The sequence below is a fragment of the endosymbiont GvMRE of Glomus versiforme genome (assembly GCF_003546845.1).
In genome coordinates this window covers 473540-490682 of the sequence record NZ_NWVA01000001.1, presented here as the reverse complement: position 1 = coordinate 490682, position 17143 = coordinate 473540, and the positions used below count along the sequence as shown (strand labels likewise).

The 17143-nt window shown below is 30.7% G+C and carries 22 protein-coding genes; 1 reads left to right on the top strand and 21 read right to left on the bottom strand.

The window, feature by feature from the left end:
* The gene (locus GvMRE_RS02700; protein ID WP_147409752.1) at positions 1-348 is read left to right on the top strand and encodes a hypothetical protein; all 348 of its coding nucleotides are present in this window, start codon (positions 1-3) and stop codon (positions 346-348) included.
* A 20-nt stretch (positions 349-368) separates the two neighbouring features.
* Here the strand turns inward: GvMRE_RS02700 and GvMRE_RS02695 are convergent, their stop codons facing one another.
* From GvMRE_RS02695 to GvMRE_RS02605, 21 genes are all read right to left on the bottom strand, one after another.
* Positions 369-602 carry a hypothetical protein gene (locus GvMRE_RS02695; RefSeq protein WP_147409751.1) on the bottom strand — a complete coding sequence of 78 codons (234 nt, stop codon included), beginning with the start codon at positions 600-602 and terminating at the stop codon, positions 369-371.
* 123 nt (positions 603-725) lie between these two features.
* Positions 726-1994, bottom strand: coding sequence for a hypothetical protein (locus GvMRE_RS02690; protein ID WP_147409750.1), 1269 nt, complete (start codon positions 1992-1994; stop codon positions 726-728).
* A gap of 27 nt (positions 1995-2021) precedes the next feature.
* Positions 2022-2207, bottom strand: a complete 186-nt coding sequence (locus GvMRE_RS02685) for a hypothetical protein (RefSeq protein ID WP_147409749.1) — start codon at positions 2205-2207, stop codon at positions 2022-2024.
* 153 nt (positions 2208-2360) lie between these two features.
* Complete coding sequence (locus GvMRE_RS14315) at positions 2361-2495, bottom strand: hypothetical protein (RefSeq protein WP_281267941.1); 135 nt, start codon at positions 2493-2495, stop codon at positions 2361-2363.
* A gap of 27 nt (positions 2496-2522) precedes the next feature.
* Positions 2523-4061: an HsdM family class I SAM-dependent methyltransferase gene (locus GvMRE_RS02680; protein ID WP_147409748.1), complete on the bottom strand. Its 1539-nt coding sequence runs from the start codon at positions 4059-4061 to the stop codon at positions 2523-2525.
* A gap of 156 nt (positions 4062-4217) precedes the next feature.
* The gene (locus GvMRE_RS02675; protein WP_147409747.1) at positions 4218-4922 is read right to left on the bottom strand and encodes a hypothetical protein; all 705 of its coding nucleotides are present in this window, start codon (positions 4920-4922) and stop codon (positions 4218-4220) included.
* The gene (locus GvMRE_RS02670; protein ID WP_147409746.1) at positions 4922-5683 is read right to left on the bottom strand and encodes a hypothetical protein; all 762 of its coding nucleotides are present in this window, start codon (positions 5681-5683) and stop codon (positions 4922-4924) included. The genes GvMRE_RS02675 and GvMRE_RS02670 overlap by 1 nt, the downstream gene beginning before the upstream one ends.
* Positions 5684-5899 (bottom strand): hypothetical protein, encoded by a 216-nt coding sequence (locus tag GvMRE_RS02665; protein WP_147409745.1) that lies wholly within the window; start codon positions 5897-5899, stop codon positions 5684-5686. It lies immediately after the preceding gene.
* Between the two features lie 15 nt (positions 5900-5914).
* Positions 5915-6397, bottom strand: coding sequence for a hypothetical protein (locus GvMRE_RS02660; protein WP_147409744.1), 483 nt, complete (start codon positions 6395-6397; stop codon positions 5915-5917).
* On the bottom strand, positions 6375-9791 hold the full coding sequence (locus GvMRE_RS02655; protein WP_147409743.1) for a coiled-coil domain-containing protein: 3417 nt from the start codon (positions 9789-9791) through the stop codon (positions 6375-6377). The genes GvMRE_RS02660 and GvMRE_RS02655 overlap by 23 nt, the downstream gene beginning before the upstream one ends.
* Positions 9792-9823: 32 nt before the next feature.
* The gene (locus GvMRE_RS02650) at positions 9824-10147 is read right to left on the bottom strand and encodes a hypothetical protein (protein WP_147409742.1); all 324 of its coding nucleotides are present in this window, start codon (positions 10145-10147) and stop codon (positions 9824-9826) included.
* Entirely contained in the window at positions 10147-10413 is a 267-nt protein-coding gene (locus GvMRE_RS02645) for a hypothetical protein (RefSeq protein WP_147409741.1), read from the bottom strand. Before GvMRE_RS02645 ends, GvMRE_RS02650 begins: the two co-directional genes overlap by 1 nt.
* Before the next feature lie 17 nt (positions 10414-10430).
* Positions 10431-10700 carry a hypothetical protein gene (locus GvMRE_RS02640; RefSeq protein ID WP_147409740.1) on the bottom strand — a complete coding sequence of 90 codons (270 nt, stop codon included), beginning with the start codon at positions 10698-10700 and terminating at the stop codon, positions 10431-10433.
* A gap of 13 nt (positions 10701-10713) precedes the next feature.
* Positions 10714-11619: a hypothetical protein gene (locus tag GvMRE_RS02635; RefSeq protein WP_147409739.1), complete on the bottom strand. Its 906-nt coding sequence runs from the start codon at positions 11617-11619 to the stop codon at positions 10714-10716.
* Positions 11612-12055 carry a hypothetical protein gene (locus tag GvMRE_RS02630; RefSeq protein WP_147409738.1) on the bottom strand — a complete coding sequence of 148 codons (444 nt, stop codon included), beginning with the start codon at positions 12053-12055 and terminating at the stop codon, positions 11612-11614. The genes GvMRE_RS02635 and GvMRE_RS02630 overlap by 8 nt, the downstream gene beginning before the upstream one ends.
* 31 nt (positions 12056-12086) lie before the next feature.
* Positions 12087-12248: a hypothetical protein gene (locus tag GvMRE_RS13405; protein ID WP_172575223.1), complete on the bottom strand. Its 162-nt coding sequence runs from the start codon at positions 12246-12248 to the stop codon at positions 12087-12089.
* A gap of 307 nt (positions 12249-12555) precedes the next feature.
* Complete coding sequence (locus GvMRE_RS02625) at positions 12556-14937, bottom strand: hypothetical protein (protein ID WP_147409737.1); 2382 nt, start codon at positions 14935-14937, stop codon at positions 12556-12558.
* Entirely contained in the window at positions 14937-15959 is a 1023-nt protein-coding gene (locus GvMRE_RS02620; RefSeq protein WP_147409736.1) for a hypothetical protein, read from the bottom strand. Before GvMRE_RS02620 ends, GvMRE_RS02625 begins: the two co-directional genes overlap by 1 nt.
* A 73-nt stretch (positions 15960-16032) precedes the next feature.
* The gene (locus GvMRE_RS02615) at positions 16033-16362 is read right to left on the bottom strand and encodes a hypothetical protein (RefSeq protein ID WP_147409735.1); all 330 of its coding nucleotides are present in this window, start codon (positions 16360-16362) and stop codon (positions 16033-16035) included.
* 3 nt (positions 16363-16365) lie between these two features.
* The gene (locus tag GvMRE_RS02610; RefSeq protein ID WP_147409734.1) at positions 16366-16806 is read right to left on the bottom strand and encodes a hypothetical protein; all 441 of its coding nucleotides are present in this window, start codon (positions 16804-16806) and stop codon (positions 16366-16368) included.
* Positions 16790-17122 (bottom strand): hypothetical protein, encoded by a 333-nt coding sequence (locus GvMRE_RS02605; RefSeq protein ID WP_147409733.1) that lies wholly within the window; start codon positions 17120-17122, stop codon positions 16790-16792. Before GvMRE_RS02605 ends, GvMRE_RS02610 begins: the two co-directional genes overlap by 17 nt.
* Positions 17123-17143: the final 21 nt, after the last annotated feature.

Here is a 17143-nt window from a genome sequence, read left to right as displayed (position 1 = left end):
ATGAACATTACTTGTCCTACTTGCCGAAAAACACTTACTTGCTATAATTGCCCCAAACCACAAACTTTAAATGGTGAAACAAAAGAATTAAGTGGAACCTTACAAAGAGAATTAGGAAGCAAAGCAGACAAAAATGGTAAACCTTTTTATTTCGGCAAATTAGACTTAGAAGACGGAAACGAACAAGTTATTTTTTTCTTTGATCCTGATTATGATTTAACTGTGAAGTTGCAAGCAATGGGAGAGGGAGACCAAATCAAAGTATCAGGATTTGCTAATAGAACAGGAAACTTCACTGTTAAAAAATTATTAGAAGTTGAAGCCAACAGAGAAGCAGTTATATTTTAATAAGTTTTACCATATTTTCGTTAACATTTACATTTTTCACAACCACACTCGCATTTTTCCTCTAAACTTCTTAATATTCGATATCTGTTGGCACATTTTAAGCATAGAGAAAGACCATTAATAATTTCCTCCCTTCCTTCTTTCAGTGAATACAAAAATACATGTCTGAAACACAAAAAGCAAGTTTCTTTTCCAATTGCTTTCTTTAACAATTCTATTTTTTCTTGCCTGATTAGTTGACTTTCTTTTTCCATAATACTATTTTTTAATTTAAGTGGCCAGGTTTCTTTTCTTTGTAAACATAGGACTTTAAATGCTATTTTTGGCTAAAAACTGCTTAAATGTGGTCTAGTCTTTTGAATGTCTTTTTTTAACTTTTATTGTGCGTATATATCCTTACTTTCTCTTTTTGTTTTACCATTAACAATAAATTCTTCAATTTTCCTTCTACTTTCTAAGTCTAAAAATTTAATCTTGTTTTCTGTTAGTTTTCACTTTAATTCTTCTTGAAATATCTCCTTATCAAGCATGGCTTTTAATCAGTTAGGTTTCTTACTCATAATAAAAGTATAATTGTCCACAACATAATCTTGAATTTCTTGAGCTTCCTTAAACTCTTGCGGTTTATTTTTTTCTAATCAGTTTAATTCAACCATTACTTCAATGCCATCAATTGGATCTCAAAAACAAGCCAAACTATTAAAAGTATAAGTTATTCTTCAGCCATCAGCTCACTTAACTACTCCCAAATCTTCTCTTTTAGCAAAATATAAGTCTCAATTAAACTCTTCATAACTTCCAAACTCATAAATATCCCCTACTGTTTTTTCTAAATAAAGCACTTGTCCTTTGTCGTTTCATAACCATTTAATCCAGCTTCATTTTCGGTACTCTTCAGGGTCATTAGGTCTATTCTCTCAATATCACTTTTCTAACTTTTCATTTTCCGCTTCAAAATCAGTTAAATAAGGGATATTTCAGTAAGGATCATTAGGATTTCCTAAAAATACTTTGTTAATATTAGGACTATTTCTCCGGCAACTCTTTTCAATGTCGCTATATCGTTTAACTTCATTAATTTGATAGCCTTTTCCTTGCTCTCGCATGTCCCGAGAAGGAATAAACTCATCAAATATTAAATCAGTTAAAGGATTATTAATTCTTCTTTTGGCTTGGCTAGGGTTATATAAATCTAAAAATTTAATCCTTTCTTTATTTTGATAAACTATTCCCCGGTAAAGCGAACGTCAATCTAAATGTCAGTTATCTCTTCATTCTGCTTGTCTATTATCTTTAAATTTAACTGTTTCGTCTTGTCATATTTCATGGACAAATTCTTGTAATAAATCTTCATAATAAGGTCTTGATTGCGTGGTATTCTCATTTCAATCTCTTCCTAATAATCCCGCTTGATAATCGTCGTCGATAGCAACCATATAAAGCATTAAAATAGAACTATTTTTAGTTTTTCCTAATGCCCTATCAGTTATGCCAAATTTAGTGTTAACTGGATGCTTATTGCCTTCTTCATCTACATATTCTCTTAATCTAATTAAATCAGTTATTTTTTTAAAGGCTTCTTGGTGTTGAGGATCAATGGCTAGTTCTTTGAAAGTTATTTCTTTTTTTGGAAGTTTTTCTGCCATTTATTTTGTTAAGTAGTGATGTTTTTTTTATTCTTTCATTTCTTCATTTATACTTTCCATACAGCTTTCGTGTCCTCAACTAAGTGCAGATGGGTCTTCTAGATCTTGCCATGTAAATACAGTTTCGCCCTTTTCCAATATATTATTGCATCCTAAACATTTAATTTGTTCTTCTGCTATATAGCCTTCTCTAATTTCTCCTTTTGCATTCATATAAACCAATTTATAAGCATTTATCAAACAATTTTTCCTAATTTAGCAAAGAAATTCTTTATTTTTATGTTTTTTTAGTCATTTTAGTTCACGATTATATGTATCAGTACTCGTTTGGCATACAAATGCGACAGAGTTTTTCTCCCATCGCGATTATTTATCACAATATTTACAAATCCCTTTGTTAGTCATTTTGTTTTCATCAAAGTAGTTATCACAACATCTACAAAGTTCACCTCCGCGATTTTCAGTAACTTTTACTTCATTTCCACAATCGTCGCATTTCATATCAACAACAATTTTAAAGCATTTTTCTTAATTTAAACCAGTCTGTTCACTACTTTTTTCCAAATTTTCACTCATGTTCGGTTGTGTAAAGTCTATTTTATTTTCCTCTTCCTTTTCCGGTTCTTCTCACAAAACTTTTCACTCTAAAAATTCTTTTATTCTTAATTCTTTAATTATCGCTCCATAATAAAACTTCCTCTGCTTTGGTTCATTTTTTTCTAAATAATTAATCAGCATTTTCATTCTTTTCTCATTTTCTTCTTTTTCCTTTAAATTTAATTTCTTTTTTTTGCTAATTAAGTATCAGTGTTCTACTCCTCCGCAAGTGTTCTCCATTTCCTCTACTAGCATGGCAATTGGTTCTCTATTTTTCTCAAATAATTTAGTAGCCAGTTTAATTGCTAGACTTTGCTTGTCTTTGTCTTTAAGATTTCTGCTACTAACTCTGCGAAAATAATTGCTAATTGCTACTCCATTCGGCTCATCTAATCTTTCTAAAATGTATTTAATAAAGCAATAATCGTGTTCTTTTAGTCTTTCTCTGCTTACTTTTTCTTTATTTTCACTTTTAAATTCTGCCATTATTTGCTCTTTAGTCTTTCCCGAGCAATTAATAAAGTAAACACTTTCTTTTTCTTGGCGTTTTTTTCTTAATAATAGGACGCAAGTATCTAATTGAGCATTATCAAAGGCATTTCCTGTGCTACTATCTTTATGGATAAAGTCATAGAATACTGCTTCTAAATAATTCTTTTGTACTAGTCTTTTTCTCTCTGCTTTAAATTGTTCAGTTACTAGAATACTAGTTGGTAAAATAATCAAGCAAACTCCGTTCTTTTGTAGTTTTTGCAAGCATTGCCTTACCCAAGCTGTATTCCCGTCTTTGGTTCTGTGAACTTCTTTTTTTAAAAGTTGATTAAAAGGAGGATTACATAATACTAAATCAAAATATCTTTTAAATCCAGTGCTTTCCAGAGTATTTTCACATTTTATTTTGCCTTTTTTAGTTTTCACCTTGGTTGGTATTGTTCCTCCTCCTAAAAATCGTGAGAATTGGCGTAATAATACTCAGCGAGCAATCAGAACGCTTTCATGCTCTATTTCTTGTCCATAAATAGCACAATTAGGTTGATATTGGCGAAAGATATATAATAAAGCTCCTGCTCCGCAAGCTGGGTCATAAACTGCTAAAGTTTTGTTTTCTTGCTTAGGTAAATACAAAAGGGCTAATTCACTTAATAACTCACAATAACGCCTTGGAGTGAAGAATACTCCTCCTTTAGTTGCTAAATAGCGAGGGTAAAAGTATTCAATTACTTCAGGATATCACCAATCATTTTGATCCGGACGATATCTTTTAATAGTTTCTTGAATTTTTGCTTTTATTTTCTCTGCGTTGGGTAAAGCTGGTCAATCTATTAAAGCTCCTAAAAATAATTCTTTGAAAGTATGATTTAAAGTGTTGTTTCGATTAAGAAATAAGTCTTTGTGCTTTCATTGGTCTAATCTAGTGCAAACTTTGATAATATTATGTCAGTTTCACTTTTCTTTCTCGATAAAGACCATAGACTTCGCTTATTTAATATTTTTATCAGCCAAAATAGCGAACCAAAGGCAAAAACACTGCTTTTTTTTACTTATTTGCAATTATTTTCGTTAGTTTTTTTATTTCCTCTTTACACTCCCTCACTCATGCTCGTCCCGTGTGAGCAAACACTGCTATTAAAGAGGCGTTAATATGTCTATTTCAAATATCAAGCCTTCTGCTTTAAAAATTAGACCCCTTGTTTCCTTATCATAAGAAGCTTTTCCTTTAATGTGACAAATAATATAACCATAAATAGAAGGAGAATTGATTTTATTTATGATTTCCGTTTTCTGATCTGGTGTTAATCCCGAAAAGATCACCTTGACTAATTCTTTGCCTTTATATTTATCAGGAACCACGGGGTCATCTTTTTCATCATAAACATTTATTCAGTTTCCATCGCTTTTCCAAGCCTCTCCTAATTTATGAAAAGTGTCGTCAAGAGTTTTCCCAACATGTAGTATAAGATTGTCTGTTTCGTTTGCTTCTGTTTCGTCTTTATCTAATTGAAAATAAATATCTAAATAATCCTCGTGGTGTTTTGTTTCAGTCCTTGAAGTATCAGAAAATTTCTTTTTCTTATCTTCTGGCAAAAACTCTTCTAGTATTTCAGTTGGTAACTTTGTTGTTTCTTTCATAAATTCATCAGGCTTGATTCATATTTTATTGTAGTGTCCTTGGCTTTGGCAAACTTTTTCAAGTTCTCTTAAATGTTCTAGTAAACTATTAAGCAATCTAGCCTTAAATTCAGGGTTTTGCTTGAATATTCCTTCGATATCGTAATTTTTGACAATCTTGTTTTTTTCGGTGCAACATTTGCAGGTGGCGTATATCAGCATTATTTATAACTTTTTATTTTTTCTTCCAATAGCCTTATCTTGCTTTCCAATCTTTCTATTTTTACTTTTTCTTTTGTTCCTTGTTGATTTCGTTGGCTTTTAATCTCTACTAGTTCTTGTTTACTTTCTTTCCAAATAATTTCTAATGCTTGTTTTAGTTCTTCTTGGGTAAATTCACGCTGAAACACTTCCATTGGATAATAAAAAAGTTTTCAGGCTAAAACATCGTAGTCAAAAGGTTTTAATAATTCATCGAAAACTGTCCCTGGGCAATTAAAAACTCTTAATTTTTTTATTGGTAAATATTCTAGTCCTTTTCTAATTTCGCTTTGATAACCAATGTTTAATTCTTCTAATTCTTGGCAGTTCTTTAAACTTTCTAAACTTCCCGCAAAACTATTGTTAATAAATCTTTGGTCAGTGGGTTTTATACTAAATCCTTCACTATTTACTCCTAAATCTAATTTTCTTAATTGAATTAAATGAGAAAAAATGCTTAAATTGGCTTTTATTTTATTGCGAAAGGCTTCAATTATCTTTAATTTGTGATCTTGGCTAATATCTAAACTAGTTAAGCGATTAATTGAGCAATTTAACACTTCTAAATTGGAAAAATCTTTTAAACTTAATTCATTGGTTAAATTCTTGTTTTGCAAGTTTAAGATTTTTACTTTATATCTTTCATTCAAGGGATAGTAAATATCTAAATATTCTTGGCAATTGCCTTTTATTGGAAAGGGATTTTGTTTTTCTGAAATCATTTATTTTTTTTCTTCGTTGTCCTCTTCATAAACTCATTCTCAATTATATTTATCGTTATATTTAACGCAATTATAACAGAGTTGTTTTCTTTCCCTAGTTTCCTCGTTTTCCACTATGTGAGCTTCTTTTGTCGCTGCTCCGCATTCTTCACAAATTAAATCCTCTTCAGAATGATCTATTTTTTCTATATAATCTCATGCTACGTATTTTTTCATAATATCAAATACATTTTACTCTTCCTGGTCGTAATCTTGTTCTCCATTAAGCATATCTTGAATTTCTTCCCAAGTAAATTGTTCTTGGCTTCGCCCAGTTCCAATAATTTTCAATAAATTCTCATAATCTTTTTGATCAATTCCTTCTCGCCCTTGTTGTTTTTCAGATAATCAACCTGCTAAATTAAACTGATTTTCTTTTGTTTCAGTTCTTCTCTCTTTCTTTGGTTTAACTTTTTTATTTTCCGGTAAAAAGGTGTCTAATATGTCTTTTGGTATCTTTAGATTTTCTTCAGTAAAAGCATCAGGAGTTATAAATATCCTATCGTAGTGTCCTTGGCTTTTTAAATCGTTTTGTAAGGCTAGCAAATGATTTTTTAAACTCTCAAATAATTTTCTTCCAAATTCGGTTTTTTGGCTAAATGCTTCTCCTAGGGCGTAGTCTTTGACTATAAAATTTTGTTTTTCACAACATTTACAACTGGCTCAGATTTTCATTATTTTCTCCTAATATTCTGTTTCTTAATTCATCAATTTCCTGCTGATAATTCTCCTCTTTATTATTCTGCTGTTCTCATTTATTATTTCAAGATAGCATTGCTTTTTCATATTTTTCCGCATATTTTCATAAAATAGGCATTTTGTCTTCTCCCTTAAATTCTTTTATTTTCTCAATTTCTTCTTCACTAAATTTCTGATTTTTATGAATAATTTCGGATAATTTTTTGGTTAAATCTAAAAATTCTTTTTCTAAATCATTTAATTTATCTAAAGCATTAGTATAATCTTTTAATTCCTCTTCTTGCTCTTTAATTTCTTTGCTTATTTTTTCTTTTTGCTGATTTAAATCTATTATTTTATTTAGTATTTGACTTAAACTACCATTGTTTTCTAATGCTTGGCTAAAATAGGTTCTAATATTAGGGAAATTGTTCTGATTTTGGCTGAAATAATTTTTTAATTGTTGAAATTCTTGTCAAAGTGCTTCTTGGTCTCGGTTCTCTGGTTCTTGATTTAAGAATTCATTAATTTTATCTAAAAAGTTATTAGTTTTGGTTAATAATGTTTCTTCTTCAGCAGTTAATTCTTGGGAAAATTTTTCTATTAGAGGTATGGAGCTTCTTCAATTTTCTAGTAATAGGTCAAAAAAAGAGGAATCGGCATTATTATATTGTTTTCTTGCTCGTTCCGAATCTGCCTTTTTAATTGCCGCTGTTCAAGTCTCAATAATCGGAGTTATCATGTCTTGAAATGGTTTATCTTCTTCATAAGGTAGGAATTTTAATTCATTAATCTTATTATCACGTTTCCCTATTTTTCATTGTCCTTCTGGATTTCTTCCAATAACAAAAATATCAACACCCCCGAATAAATAATTACTAAGTGTCAAAGAATGACTTATTGTTAAATCAATATCACCAACTGTTTTTTTTAAACACCCAAAAAGATAAGCAGAAAGTGGATTTATTACTTGTAGTGATCACAAAAATTCTGATGGTGTTGTCACTCGGAAAGGTCGAGTTCTCTTATTAATGTCCTCATTTTTATTAAACCCATCTTTTAGCCAGTAATAAAATTCCTCCCAGCCTCTCTTTTTCCCTTTTTTCTCTTTCATTACTTCTCATTTTTCCTTCTCGTTTCTTAATTCAAGAAATTTTAACTTTTCTTGCTTAATTAAGTCTTTTATTCTCTCACTTTCGCTTAATAATTCAGTTAAATTATTCCTTATTTCTTCTCTTAATTCTTGCTGTTCTTCACTAGGGTTTTCTCCCAACTCTTCAATAAATTTCTTTAATTGCTTTACATTGGCTTTTAATTCTTCAATATTAACTGGTTTAGTTTCTTCAGTTTTCCCCGTAGTTTCTAAATATCTAATTCTATCTTTAAGTAGTTCAATTTGATGGTCATTTTGCTTATCTACTTGGCTTTTTCATTCCTCTATGGTTTGCTTAACAGTATTAAGGTGTCCATGGTCTTGTAGCAAGTCATCTAATCATTCTCTTCTTATTTTTAATACACCATTTCAGTCAATTTGGCTCTTTTTGCTAGGATTTTCTTCTAATCACTGTTTAAATTCTGCTTGATCATATTTACTAGTCTCTGTTTTTTCTTTCCATTCTGTTTTTTTCTCTAATAATTTCTTTAATTCTGTTAAACTTTTAGGAGAAAAGTCTAAATTTAAAAATAATCTTCTTTCGGCTTCTATTCAAGCATTAGTTTTCTCAATTTCTTGCTTTTGTTTTTCAATATTCTCTTCTAACTTCTTAATCTTTTCCTTCTTTTTTTTAGTTTTCTTTTCTAATTCTTCTCTTAATTGGTTTAATTTAGCTATTTCTGCTTTTAAAGCAATTTGTTCTTTCTGATTTAAGTCTTTATTATCCTTAACTTGCTTTTGGCATTCTTTAAGTTTTTTTTCTAATTTACTTGAAGTTAAGGAAATTGTTCTTATTTTTTCTTGCTGTTGGGCTTTTAAGCCGTTTATTTGTTGATTTATTTTATCAGTTTCTTTCCGGTGTTGATAATGATGGCTAATTTGTTTTTTTAATTTCTCAATATAGGAAAATAAAAAAGGATAATCAGGATAAAATTCTGTTCTTGCTCCTTTTTCGTATTTAGTCTGTTTAGTAGTGATGATTTCTTGGTATTTCTCATTAATTTCCTCCTCCGCTTTTTTTAACTGGCTAGGATTATTATAATCGCTTTCAGTTTTTAAATATTTGCTTCAAAGTTGGTCAATAAAATTGCTTAATTCTCGCTCTTTTTCAGTTAGTTTAGATTGTTCTAAATTCGCTATTTCTCTTTTGGCAGTTTGGATTTGTTCCCGGGCTTGTTTTTCCTGTACCTCTAATTCTTTCTTTCTATTTTCTGAAATATTTAAACTACTAGTCAAAAAAGTATTATCTCGTTCTTTTTCTTCTAGTTCTTTCTTTAATTTTTCGATTTTCTTTAAACTTTCTTGCGTTTGTTTATTGGTTTCTTTTCCCTGCTGTCTTTCTTTTTCTAAATCTTGCTGAATTTTAGTTATTTGCTTTTGAAAATCAACACTTTCTTTTTTTCGGGCGGAATTAAGGGAATTAATCTCTAAATTTAAATCTTCACCGGTTTGCTTTAATTGGTGTTCTAGTTTTTCAATTATTAGTTGGTATTGCTCTTCTTTTTCTCTTAATTCCTTTTCTAACCTATTTTTTATTTGCTCTAAATTAGTTAAATGTAGATGCTGTTCTTTGGCTTGTCTGGCTATTTCATCTAAATTCTTATTTAAAATATCCCATTCTTTTTGTTTAATTTCTAAACTTTTTTCATATTCGTTCTTTTCTTGCTCTAAAGCTTCTTCTAAATTCTTAATTTTTATTTCTAAATCTCCAGTAGATAATTTCTCTTTTTTTAGCTCATCTTCTAATTCGTTGATTTTTTGGTTTAGTTCTTGTCCTTTATTCTCTAAATGAGCCTTATCACGGCATAATCTATCTACTTGCTGCTCACTTGCTTTTATTCTCCTTTGCAATCCTTTAATTTGGTCATTCTTTTCTCTTCTAGTTCTTCCTAAAATTACTAGTTGAGCCATTTTCTTTTGCATTTGCTCAATTTCATGACTACTTATTTCAGTTTGAGTTCCGATGGTTACCATTTTTGGATTTGACTTATTAAGGACAGTATTTGTTTCTTCTAATTGCTGTTGAATTTTATCCTTTTCTTCTTCACTAAGGGTTAATTTTTCTTGAAGTTTAGTTAGATTTGTGACCATACCTTCATAGGCTTTTTTTAATTCATTATAATCTGTGTTTATTTGGCTAAATTTGGTTTGTAATTCTTGGCTATTTACTTTTTCTTGCTCTCGCTGTTTTTTTCTTTGGCTTAATTTTTCTAAGGCTTTTTTTGTGGTTAAAGGCATTGGTTAAGTAAATTTTACTAATTTAATTAGTATTAGCTCTGAATTGTTATTTCTTGACCACAATTTAAGCATTCCCAAATAATTTCTTGGGAATTGCTTTTAACTATGTCCATTTCAGTTTCGTTAATGGCAGTTTGACAATTAGGACATTTAGTTGGTGAATCGGCTTCTATTTTTTTCCCCTGAATATCATAGCCTATTGCTCACTGTTTTTTAAGTTTGAGTTTTTTTTCCTCTTTTTCCACTAATACTAATTCATTTAACTCTTTTAGCATTTTGTTTCATTCTTGCCGATTAAACTTCTTTATTCGGTTGTAATGATTTTGTAGTAAGTTTTTTAGTTCTTGATTTTTCATTAATTTTCTTGATCTAGGTCAGGATCCTCATTTTTATCACAGTCATGTCCCACACTTTCAGGAAATTCCGAACTACATTGTTTACATTCTAATAATACGCAATCGAGTTCATCGTCTTCATCTTCATCATCATCCTCTGTATCTTCATCTTCTCCTTGACATTCTAAAACTTCTCTAATCTTTCTTAATTCTTCGGCTATTTCTTTTAAATAGGAGTTAGTTTCTTCGGTTTGTTCGTAAACTGTCTTTTGATTAAGTTTGGGCATCATTATAATTTTATCTCTTATTTTAAATAAGATTGGTTTTTAAATTTTTTCTTATGCTTTTGATAATATTCCTTTCAGGCTTCTTCTAATATTTCAGTCATAAATCTTCCCTCTCTGCCAGCTAAGGTTTTCATTTCCCTATGCATTTGGGGAGTGACTTTAAGAACCAGCGACTTAGTGCGTTCGTTTTCACTTTGTTTAGTTATTTCGGTTTCTTGATTGATTTTAGTTGAGATTTTCCCCGTAGTTTTTAAATTTTTTTTGCTTTTGTTTTCTTGTCTTTTCATTTTGTCCATAAATTTAATTAAAATCCTCCTTGCTTAAACCACTCACCTTACTTTCTACTAACAACACTTCTGGGTGATGTTGGTCTGCTACTGCTGGATAATAAGGAGCAAGAACAGTTATATCAAAATGTTTATCACATTCCTTTATGCTTTTACTATCATTTTCTTTTGATGATAATGGTTCTTTGTTAAGAATTTCTTTTAAGCTTTCATTACCACTAATAGAAATTTTGCTTTTTAATACTTCTTGGCTAACTTTTTTAACACAATTGAAGCAAAACATTCCGCTAACTTCTACTAAACTCTTACAAATCAAAGGATTATCATCTATAACTAAATCAAAGTCAGAGGCATTTTCTTTAATTCAGTCAGCTTTGGTTTGTCCTTGGGTTTCACTATCAAAGCCGATTAGTTCTAAATAACAAGGGAGTATCGTTTTTGAGCTATCATCTTCCCTTTCATACCCAACTTTGTCAAAGGTTTCTTTAAATATTCACTCTTTTCTCCCATCACCATAAGGAAACTTTCTTTTATCATAAGCAGAGAGGAAAATTAACCTACTTACTTTGCCTTCTTTTATCAGTTTCAGCAGTTCCTTGGCGATAGTTAAAAATGGTGCTTCTTGATAGAAATTAGGGGAGTTTTTGATTTGAATTTGTTTTTCTCTTGTGCGGGAAGTAATGGTATCGTCGTCTACAATACTAGAACCATAAGGAGAATATTTGATTTCTCCCTCAACTTCTCAAAATCATTCAAAATAACTTGGAAAATAATCTTTTTCAATAGGTTCTTTATGAACTTCTTTATACAAAGCATAACTCTCTAATGATTGAATTACTTCATCCCAATCACAGATTATTTTGAGTTTTTTAGGAGTATTTTTGTAGTGGTCGTATAGGGTTGTTATTGTTTTATTCATTTTGATTATCTTCTTTGTCTTTGATTTCAATGCATAATTTTGAGTTAACCATAATTTCAGGAATGGTGTGTCACTCTTTGCCGTTTTTTATTTCCTCAGATAATCATTCACCACATTTCTTACAAATGACTCGGTAATTTCTTATTAGATTATGAACCACTCAATCAACAGGTTTTTTAGAACAAGCAGGAGTTTTAAAATCACATTCTTTGTCTTTTAGGATTATTTCTTCATCTCTTTCTCAAAGTCATTTTCCGGTTCTTTCTCTATCTTTTTTTAAACTCTCAGCAATTTCATTCATTTCTTTTCTAATTTCAGGGGTATAAGCCTTCTCAAACAACTTTTTAATCTTTTTCAATTTCTTTTCATTTGCTTCAACATCAAGTTTCCAATTACCTCCTCTTATAATTCGATCTAAATTTTTAATTCCTGTCATATTTCAAATTCTTTAATTAACTTGCTTTTGCTTATTTTTCTATTCATATTTCTAAATCTTTTTTGTCTTCGTCATTCCAATCGTATATCGGTACCATACCTTCATTAGGATAATGACCTCGTGCTGCCAATGGTCAATGATAACCTATTATTTTCATTTTCTTATTTTTTCTTTCCATATCTTTATCTTCCATATAATATATTATTAACAACTTTTTTATTTTTTCTTTATTTTTAATTTTCTTTATTTATGTTTCAAAATGCTTAAACTCCTTTATTTTGCGGTGTTTGGCTATTTCTGCTTTCTCTAAAATGAGTGCTTTTTTTCGCTATTTGCTTATAGTTTTTTTTCTCTTTCTGGTTTGCCTTTCTCTTTTTTTCCTTTTTGTGTTATTTTTTGTTTGTGAATGTAGTTTTTCCTTGATTTTTTGTTTGGTTTTTCTGTTGAGTGATGTTTTCCCCCTTGGCTTAATTTTTGCTTTTATTTACTTTACTAAACTTCTAAGCTCCTTCTTTGTCAGAATCCTCGTCTCCATCTTCTTGGTCATCATCCTCGTCATCGTCTTTTTCGTCGTCATCATCCTCATCGTTATCTTTTTCTTGTTCAAAGTCGTCGTCGAAATCATCGTCAAAGTCGTCGTCTTGGTCTACATCGATATCGTCGTCGACGTCATCTTCTTTATCTCTATCCTTGTCTTTATCTTGGTCTTTGTCAGGATCATAGTCTATGTCATCGTCTTTTTCTGTTTCGCCACCATCTGGATCGATATCTACGTCATCTATGTCTGGATCATCTCTATTCTCTTCTAAATCTAAGTCTAATTCAGTGTCTAGTTCGGTTCCTCCATCAGGAGTAGTTGGTTGTTCATAATCTTGAATAATAATTTGGTCTTCTTTGGCATCGTCATCTGCTTCTTTAACAAACTCGAGCGTTGATGATTCAGGCGTTTGTTCTGAAAAGACAAAGGTTAAACGCTCTCCTCTTAACTCCGCTCTCGCTCTATTAACTTTAACACCATTTCCGTTAGTTTCACTTGGTACACCGATTTGGGTTTCACTTCTTCCTCCAAATCCAATAATTTTAAACTCGTAATCGCCTTCGGTTATTTCTATATCATCGCTAGTATAATCTCGATCTCCGTGAAGATATCAATAACTATCATTTTTATCCTTAAAATCTTTGAAATGTGCAGAAACAAGTTCCATTAATTGTTCGATTATATCACCACTGGAACCGCGGCAGTAAGATTTTTTAGACACATAAAAAGCAGTTTCTTCTGTTCGGACTGGATCATGAGCAGTCCCTTGACCCTTTTCTTTTAATTCTCCTGCTGTTTTGGTTCGTAAAGCTAACTGTTGGTCATTTCCAGTAGGACTTTCTAATGGAAAAGTAAAACTTTGTAACACAGTTCCTTTATATTGCCAGATTGGAAATGTTTTTTCTTTTTCTTCTTTGTCGGTAGTTGTCTCGTATTTGTCAAATGTTTCGACAAAATGAGTTCCTCTGTTTAGTATTCCTGCAAAAAAACCATGGTCATCATATCTTAACTTTACTGTTCCTTGTCATTCTCCGGCTTTCATTAATTGCTTAAAAGCACTAAATTTACAAATAATATTTTGCTTAGGAGCCAAGTTATTATTATTAACTAAATTATTGTATAAGTTGTTGCTGTGCTGATATTTAATGTCAAATATAGGACTAGTAAGATTATTACAAAATCCTCAAAAGTCATAATTGAAACTTTTGACATCAGCATGGTACATACTTGGCTCTACTTCTCTTGGTTTAGCTTTATTGGTGCTAGTGGCTTTTAAACTTGCTTGTTTGCTTTGCTCTGGTTTTGCTTCATTGATATGCGAAAGAGTTTTTTTATCAGAAGTAGCTCCAATTAATTTGGCATACTTCTCTCCAGTTAATATCTGATTTAAATCAGTTCCGCATTGCCTTTTTATTCATCCATTAATTGCTTGCTTAATTCCTGCCCATATTTTTCCTATTCCTCATTCAAATCCAGGAGTATCGGCATTTTCTGCCAATTTGGTTACTTTTCCCTCCCCTAATAAAAACTTAAATAAACCATCTAATAAAGTCCCTACTAAATCTTGAGTATTTTGAATTTGTCCCTTTACTTTTAATTCTCATTTAGTAACAATTTCTCCACTCATAAAAATATAGGTTATTCCACTAATGCTACTTTTTCGATATACTTGGTAAACCATCTTTAATTTTCCCTCAACTTTTCTTATTTTAACATGTCGCAAATTAGCCGAAAACGCTGAATTATTCATAAAATAAAGCAAAACTGAACAATGATTTAGCAAATGCGGATGTTCGTTATATATCTTAGGTAAAGTGCTATAATGAAGTTTCTTTGACTTTATTCACAAGCCCATTCCTGAAACTATTCCACTACTGAATTCGTTTCTTTCTTCTTCAGTCTTTAAATTATGTCCTTCATCAACTAAAAACAACAAAAAAGGTTTATTTTCGTCTTTACTGGTGAAAATAGTAAATAAACTTCTAGCTCCTCCTTGTCAAGGTTGCACTGAAAAATTAGTCGGAACTTTAATCACCACTTCTCCAGTTTCAGGATCTTTGATTCTAGTTCCGTCATATACTTCATTTCCTGCCATTCCTGTTAAAAAGTTCGCATTGTTATCAGGGTGAATAAAAACTAAATTGAACTTTGGTTGCCAAGTAGCATTTTCAGGTCGGATGTAGCCTCCGGGAACTGACCGAGAATTGCCTAAATCACTACAAAAGTCAAAGCAAGCCAAACACGCTGGACACATTAAAATTCCTCTAGGGTTAGCATTATCTCATCAGCCTTCTTCGGCAAATTGTTGTAAATTTAATGGGTAAAATGGTGTATTTCTCTTCATTATGTTTCTTTAATCTCCTTTCTATCGGCTTCAGTAAGGACATAAAAAAAACCGCTGTCTTTGCTGTTGTGTTTTTTTATTTTTTTGTATAAATCTTCTGTAATATAAAAATTATTCGGGAGATTAAATTGCTTTCTTACAGTTAGGGAATCGTCGCCAATGTTTAAACATGTAAATTCTTCTCCATAAGATGATGCAACTGCATTAACTGAGAGGAATTTTATTTGTCTAGGAGTAGGAATGTGACCAGTAAGACGAGGAGGAGTAACAGGAGGACGATTACTTGGATCTCTTCTTTCTGAATCTCCGCTTCTTTTTTCATATCTACCATCTTGTCTATCATCTTCATGGTCATTATGCTGAAAACCTTTTATTTTGGCTTTGGGATTATAAAAGCCAATAGTGCTTTTTTTTATTATAGCAGTTCCTCAGCTTTCACAATATTTACTATAATCTCTCCAAATTTTATCTAAAGTAGCCTTAACCAGCACATAGCCTTTTGTTGGATCTATTATGTCAACATTATCAATTCAGTATAAATTAGGTATTTGTTTTCCTGCTTTACCAGAGCCATCATTTCTTCCCCAAAATAACACAGTATCAGGTCGAGTTAAATAATGTCCTTTTCAATTTTGGAAAACTACAGTGATACTGTCATTAGTTGCTTTTAATAGATAATAATTTACTTGGGGATATTTATCAGTGTTTTGGGCTTCAGTTAGTTCTTTTCTTTGTTTTTTAATTTTTTCTGTTCCATCTGATTTAACCAAATTGTCTTTTTTTAATAAATCTTGACAAACTTGTTCTCTGGATTTTTGTCACAATCCTGGTAAAGGTAAAAAATAATAATCATTAATTCAGTTAGGTCATTCATAATAAATCCTTAAATCTATGTAAGTATTCTTTCCAGTACTAGGACTAATATCAGTAGGCTTATATCACAAAGCAGGTCTAGTCCTAATATCCTTTAAAGTTAATATATTGTCTGAAAATTGTTTTACTTTTCCGTCAATTCCTGCCATTGCTATCAACAACAATTTTAACTATGTTAGTTAATTTTTTTGTATATAATAAGGCTCTGTGAGGGGATTTTGACTATTTTTCTATTACTGGTTTGTAGACTGCTTTTACTACTCATTCACCACTTTCGGTACCTGCTTTTCAAATGGTTAAATCTACACCTGCTAGTTTTAATGATTCTTCTTCATTATTTTCAGTAGTGCTGTGGGTTTCTCAAGTGAAAAAGCAATTGCCTGTTTTTATTTCATGGATACTATTATTACCATTTCTTTTAATAATGTATTTAGTGTTTTCTTCATCTATTTCTTTTCGGTTAGCGGTGAATAATAACTTGCCTAAATATTCGTATTGAGCCACTTCGTCATGGGGCTGGTGGGTTCCAAAAGAAGTTGGTTTTAAGTTCATATATTATTTTTTCTGTTCATTGTTTATAATTTCTTTCTCTTCCGTTTCCAAATTCTCCATTAAGTACTGATAATATTCTTTGAGTTTCTCTTCATGTTCCTTGCCATGTTTGTGTTCCTCCTTAGCATATTTTATTGGGTCAATAAAGTTTAGCCAAACGTGAGCGAATTCATGAGCCAAAGTATCAAATATTTCTTTTAATTGTATTTTCCGCTTGCGAAATAAGCGAATAAAAACTCACATATTTTTATCTTTTTTCACATAGTAAGTAAAACCATAACTCTTTCGTCTTCGTTCTCGTCAGTAATCGTCTTCTAGCTCTCCTAAATGAACTCTTGGTTTTTGCCCTTGATTCAAATATTTATTCTTTAATTTATGAAAATTATGAAAAATAATTTCTCTTTGCTTCTCAACAGTTAACTTCTTCTTATCGGTCAGCGTCATCTGATGGTAAACTATAACACTCTTCTGGGCTTTTTATTTTCTCTAATAAATTTTCTATTTCACAGATTTTATTTTGGATTTCTTGGTTAATATTTCAAATTTGATAATATTGCTTTTTAGCTATTATAATCGGCTTTTCTTTATTCTCCAAAGCAGAAATATAACTTTGGCAAGTTAGACAAGTATAAGTTAAGCAAACTTGATTATCTTCTTTATTTTCCCAAGTATCGGTTAAAATTCTTTCTTTTCCACAACACTGGTCTAATTCTTTTATTAGTTCTTCATTGGGTTTAATTGCTTTTTCAAATTGGTTCATTCTATTTAGATTTTTATTTTA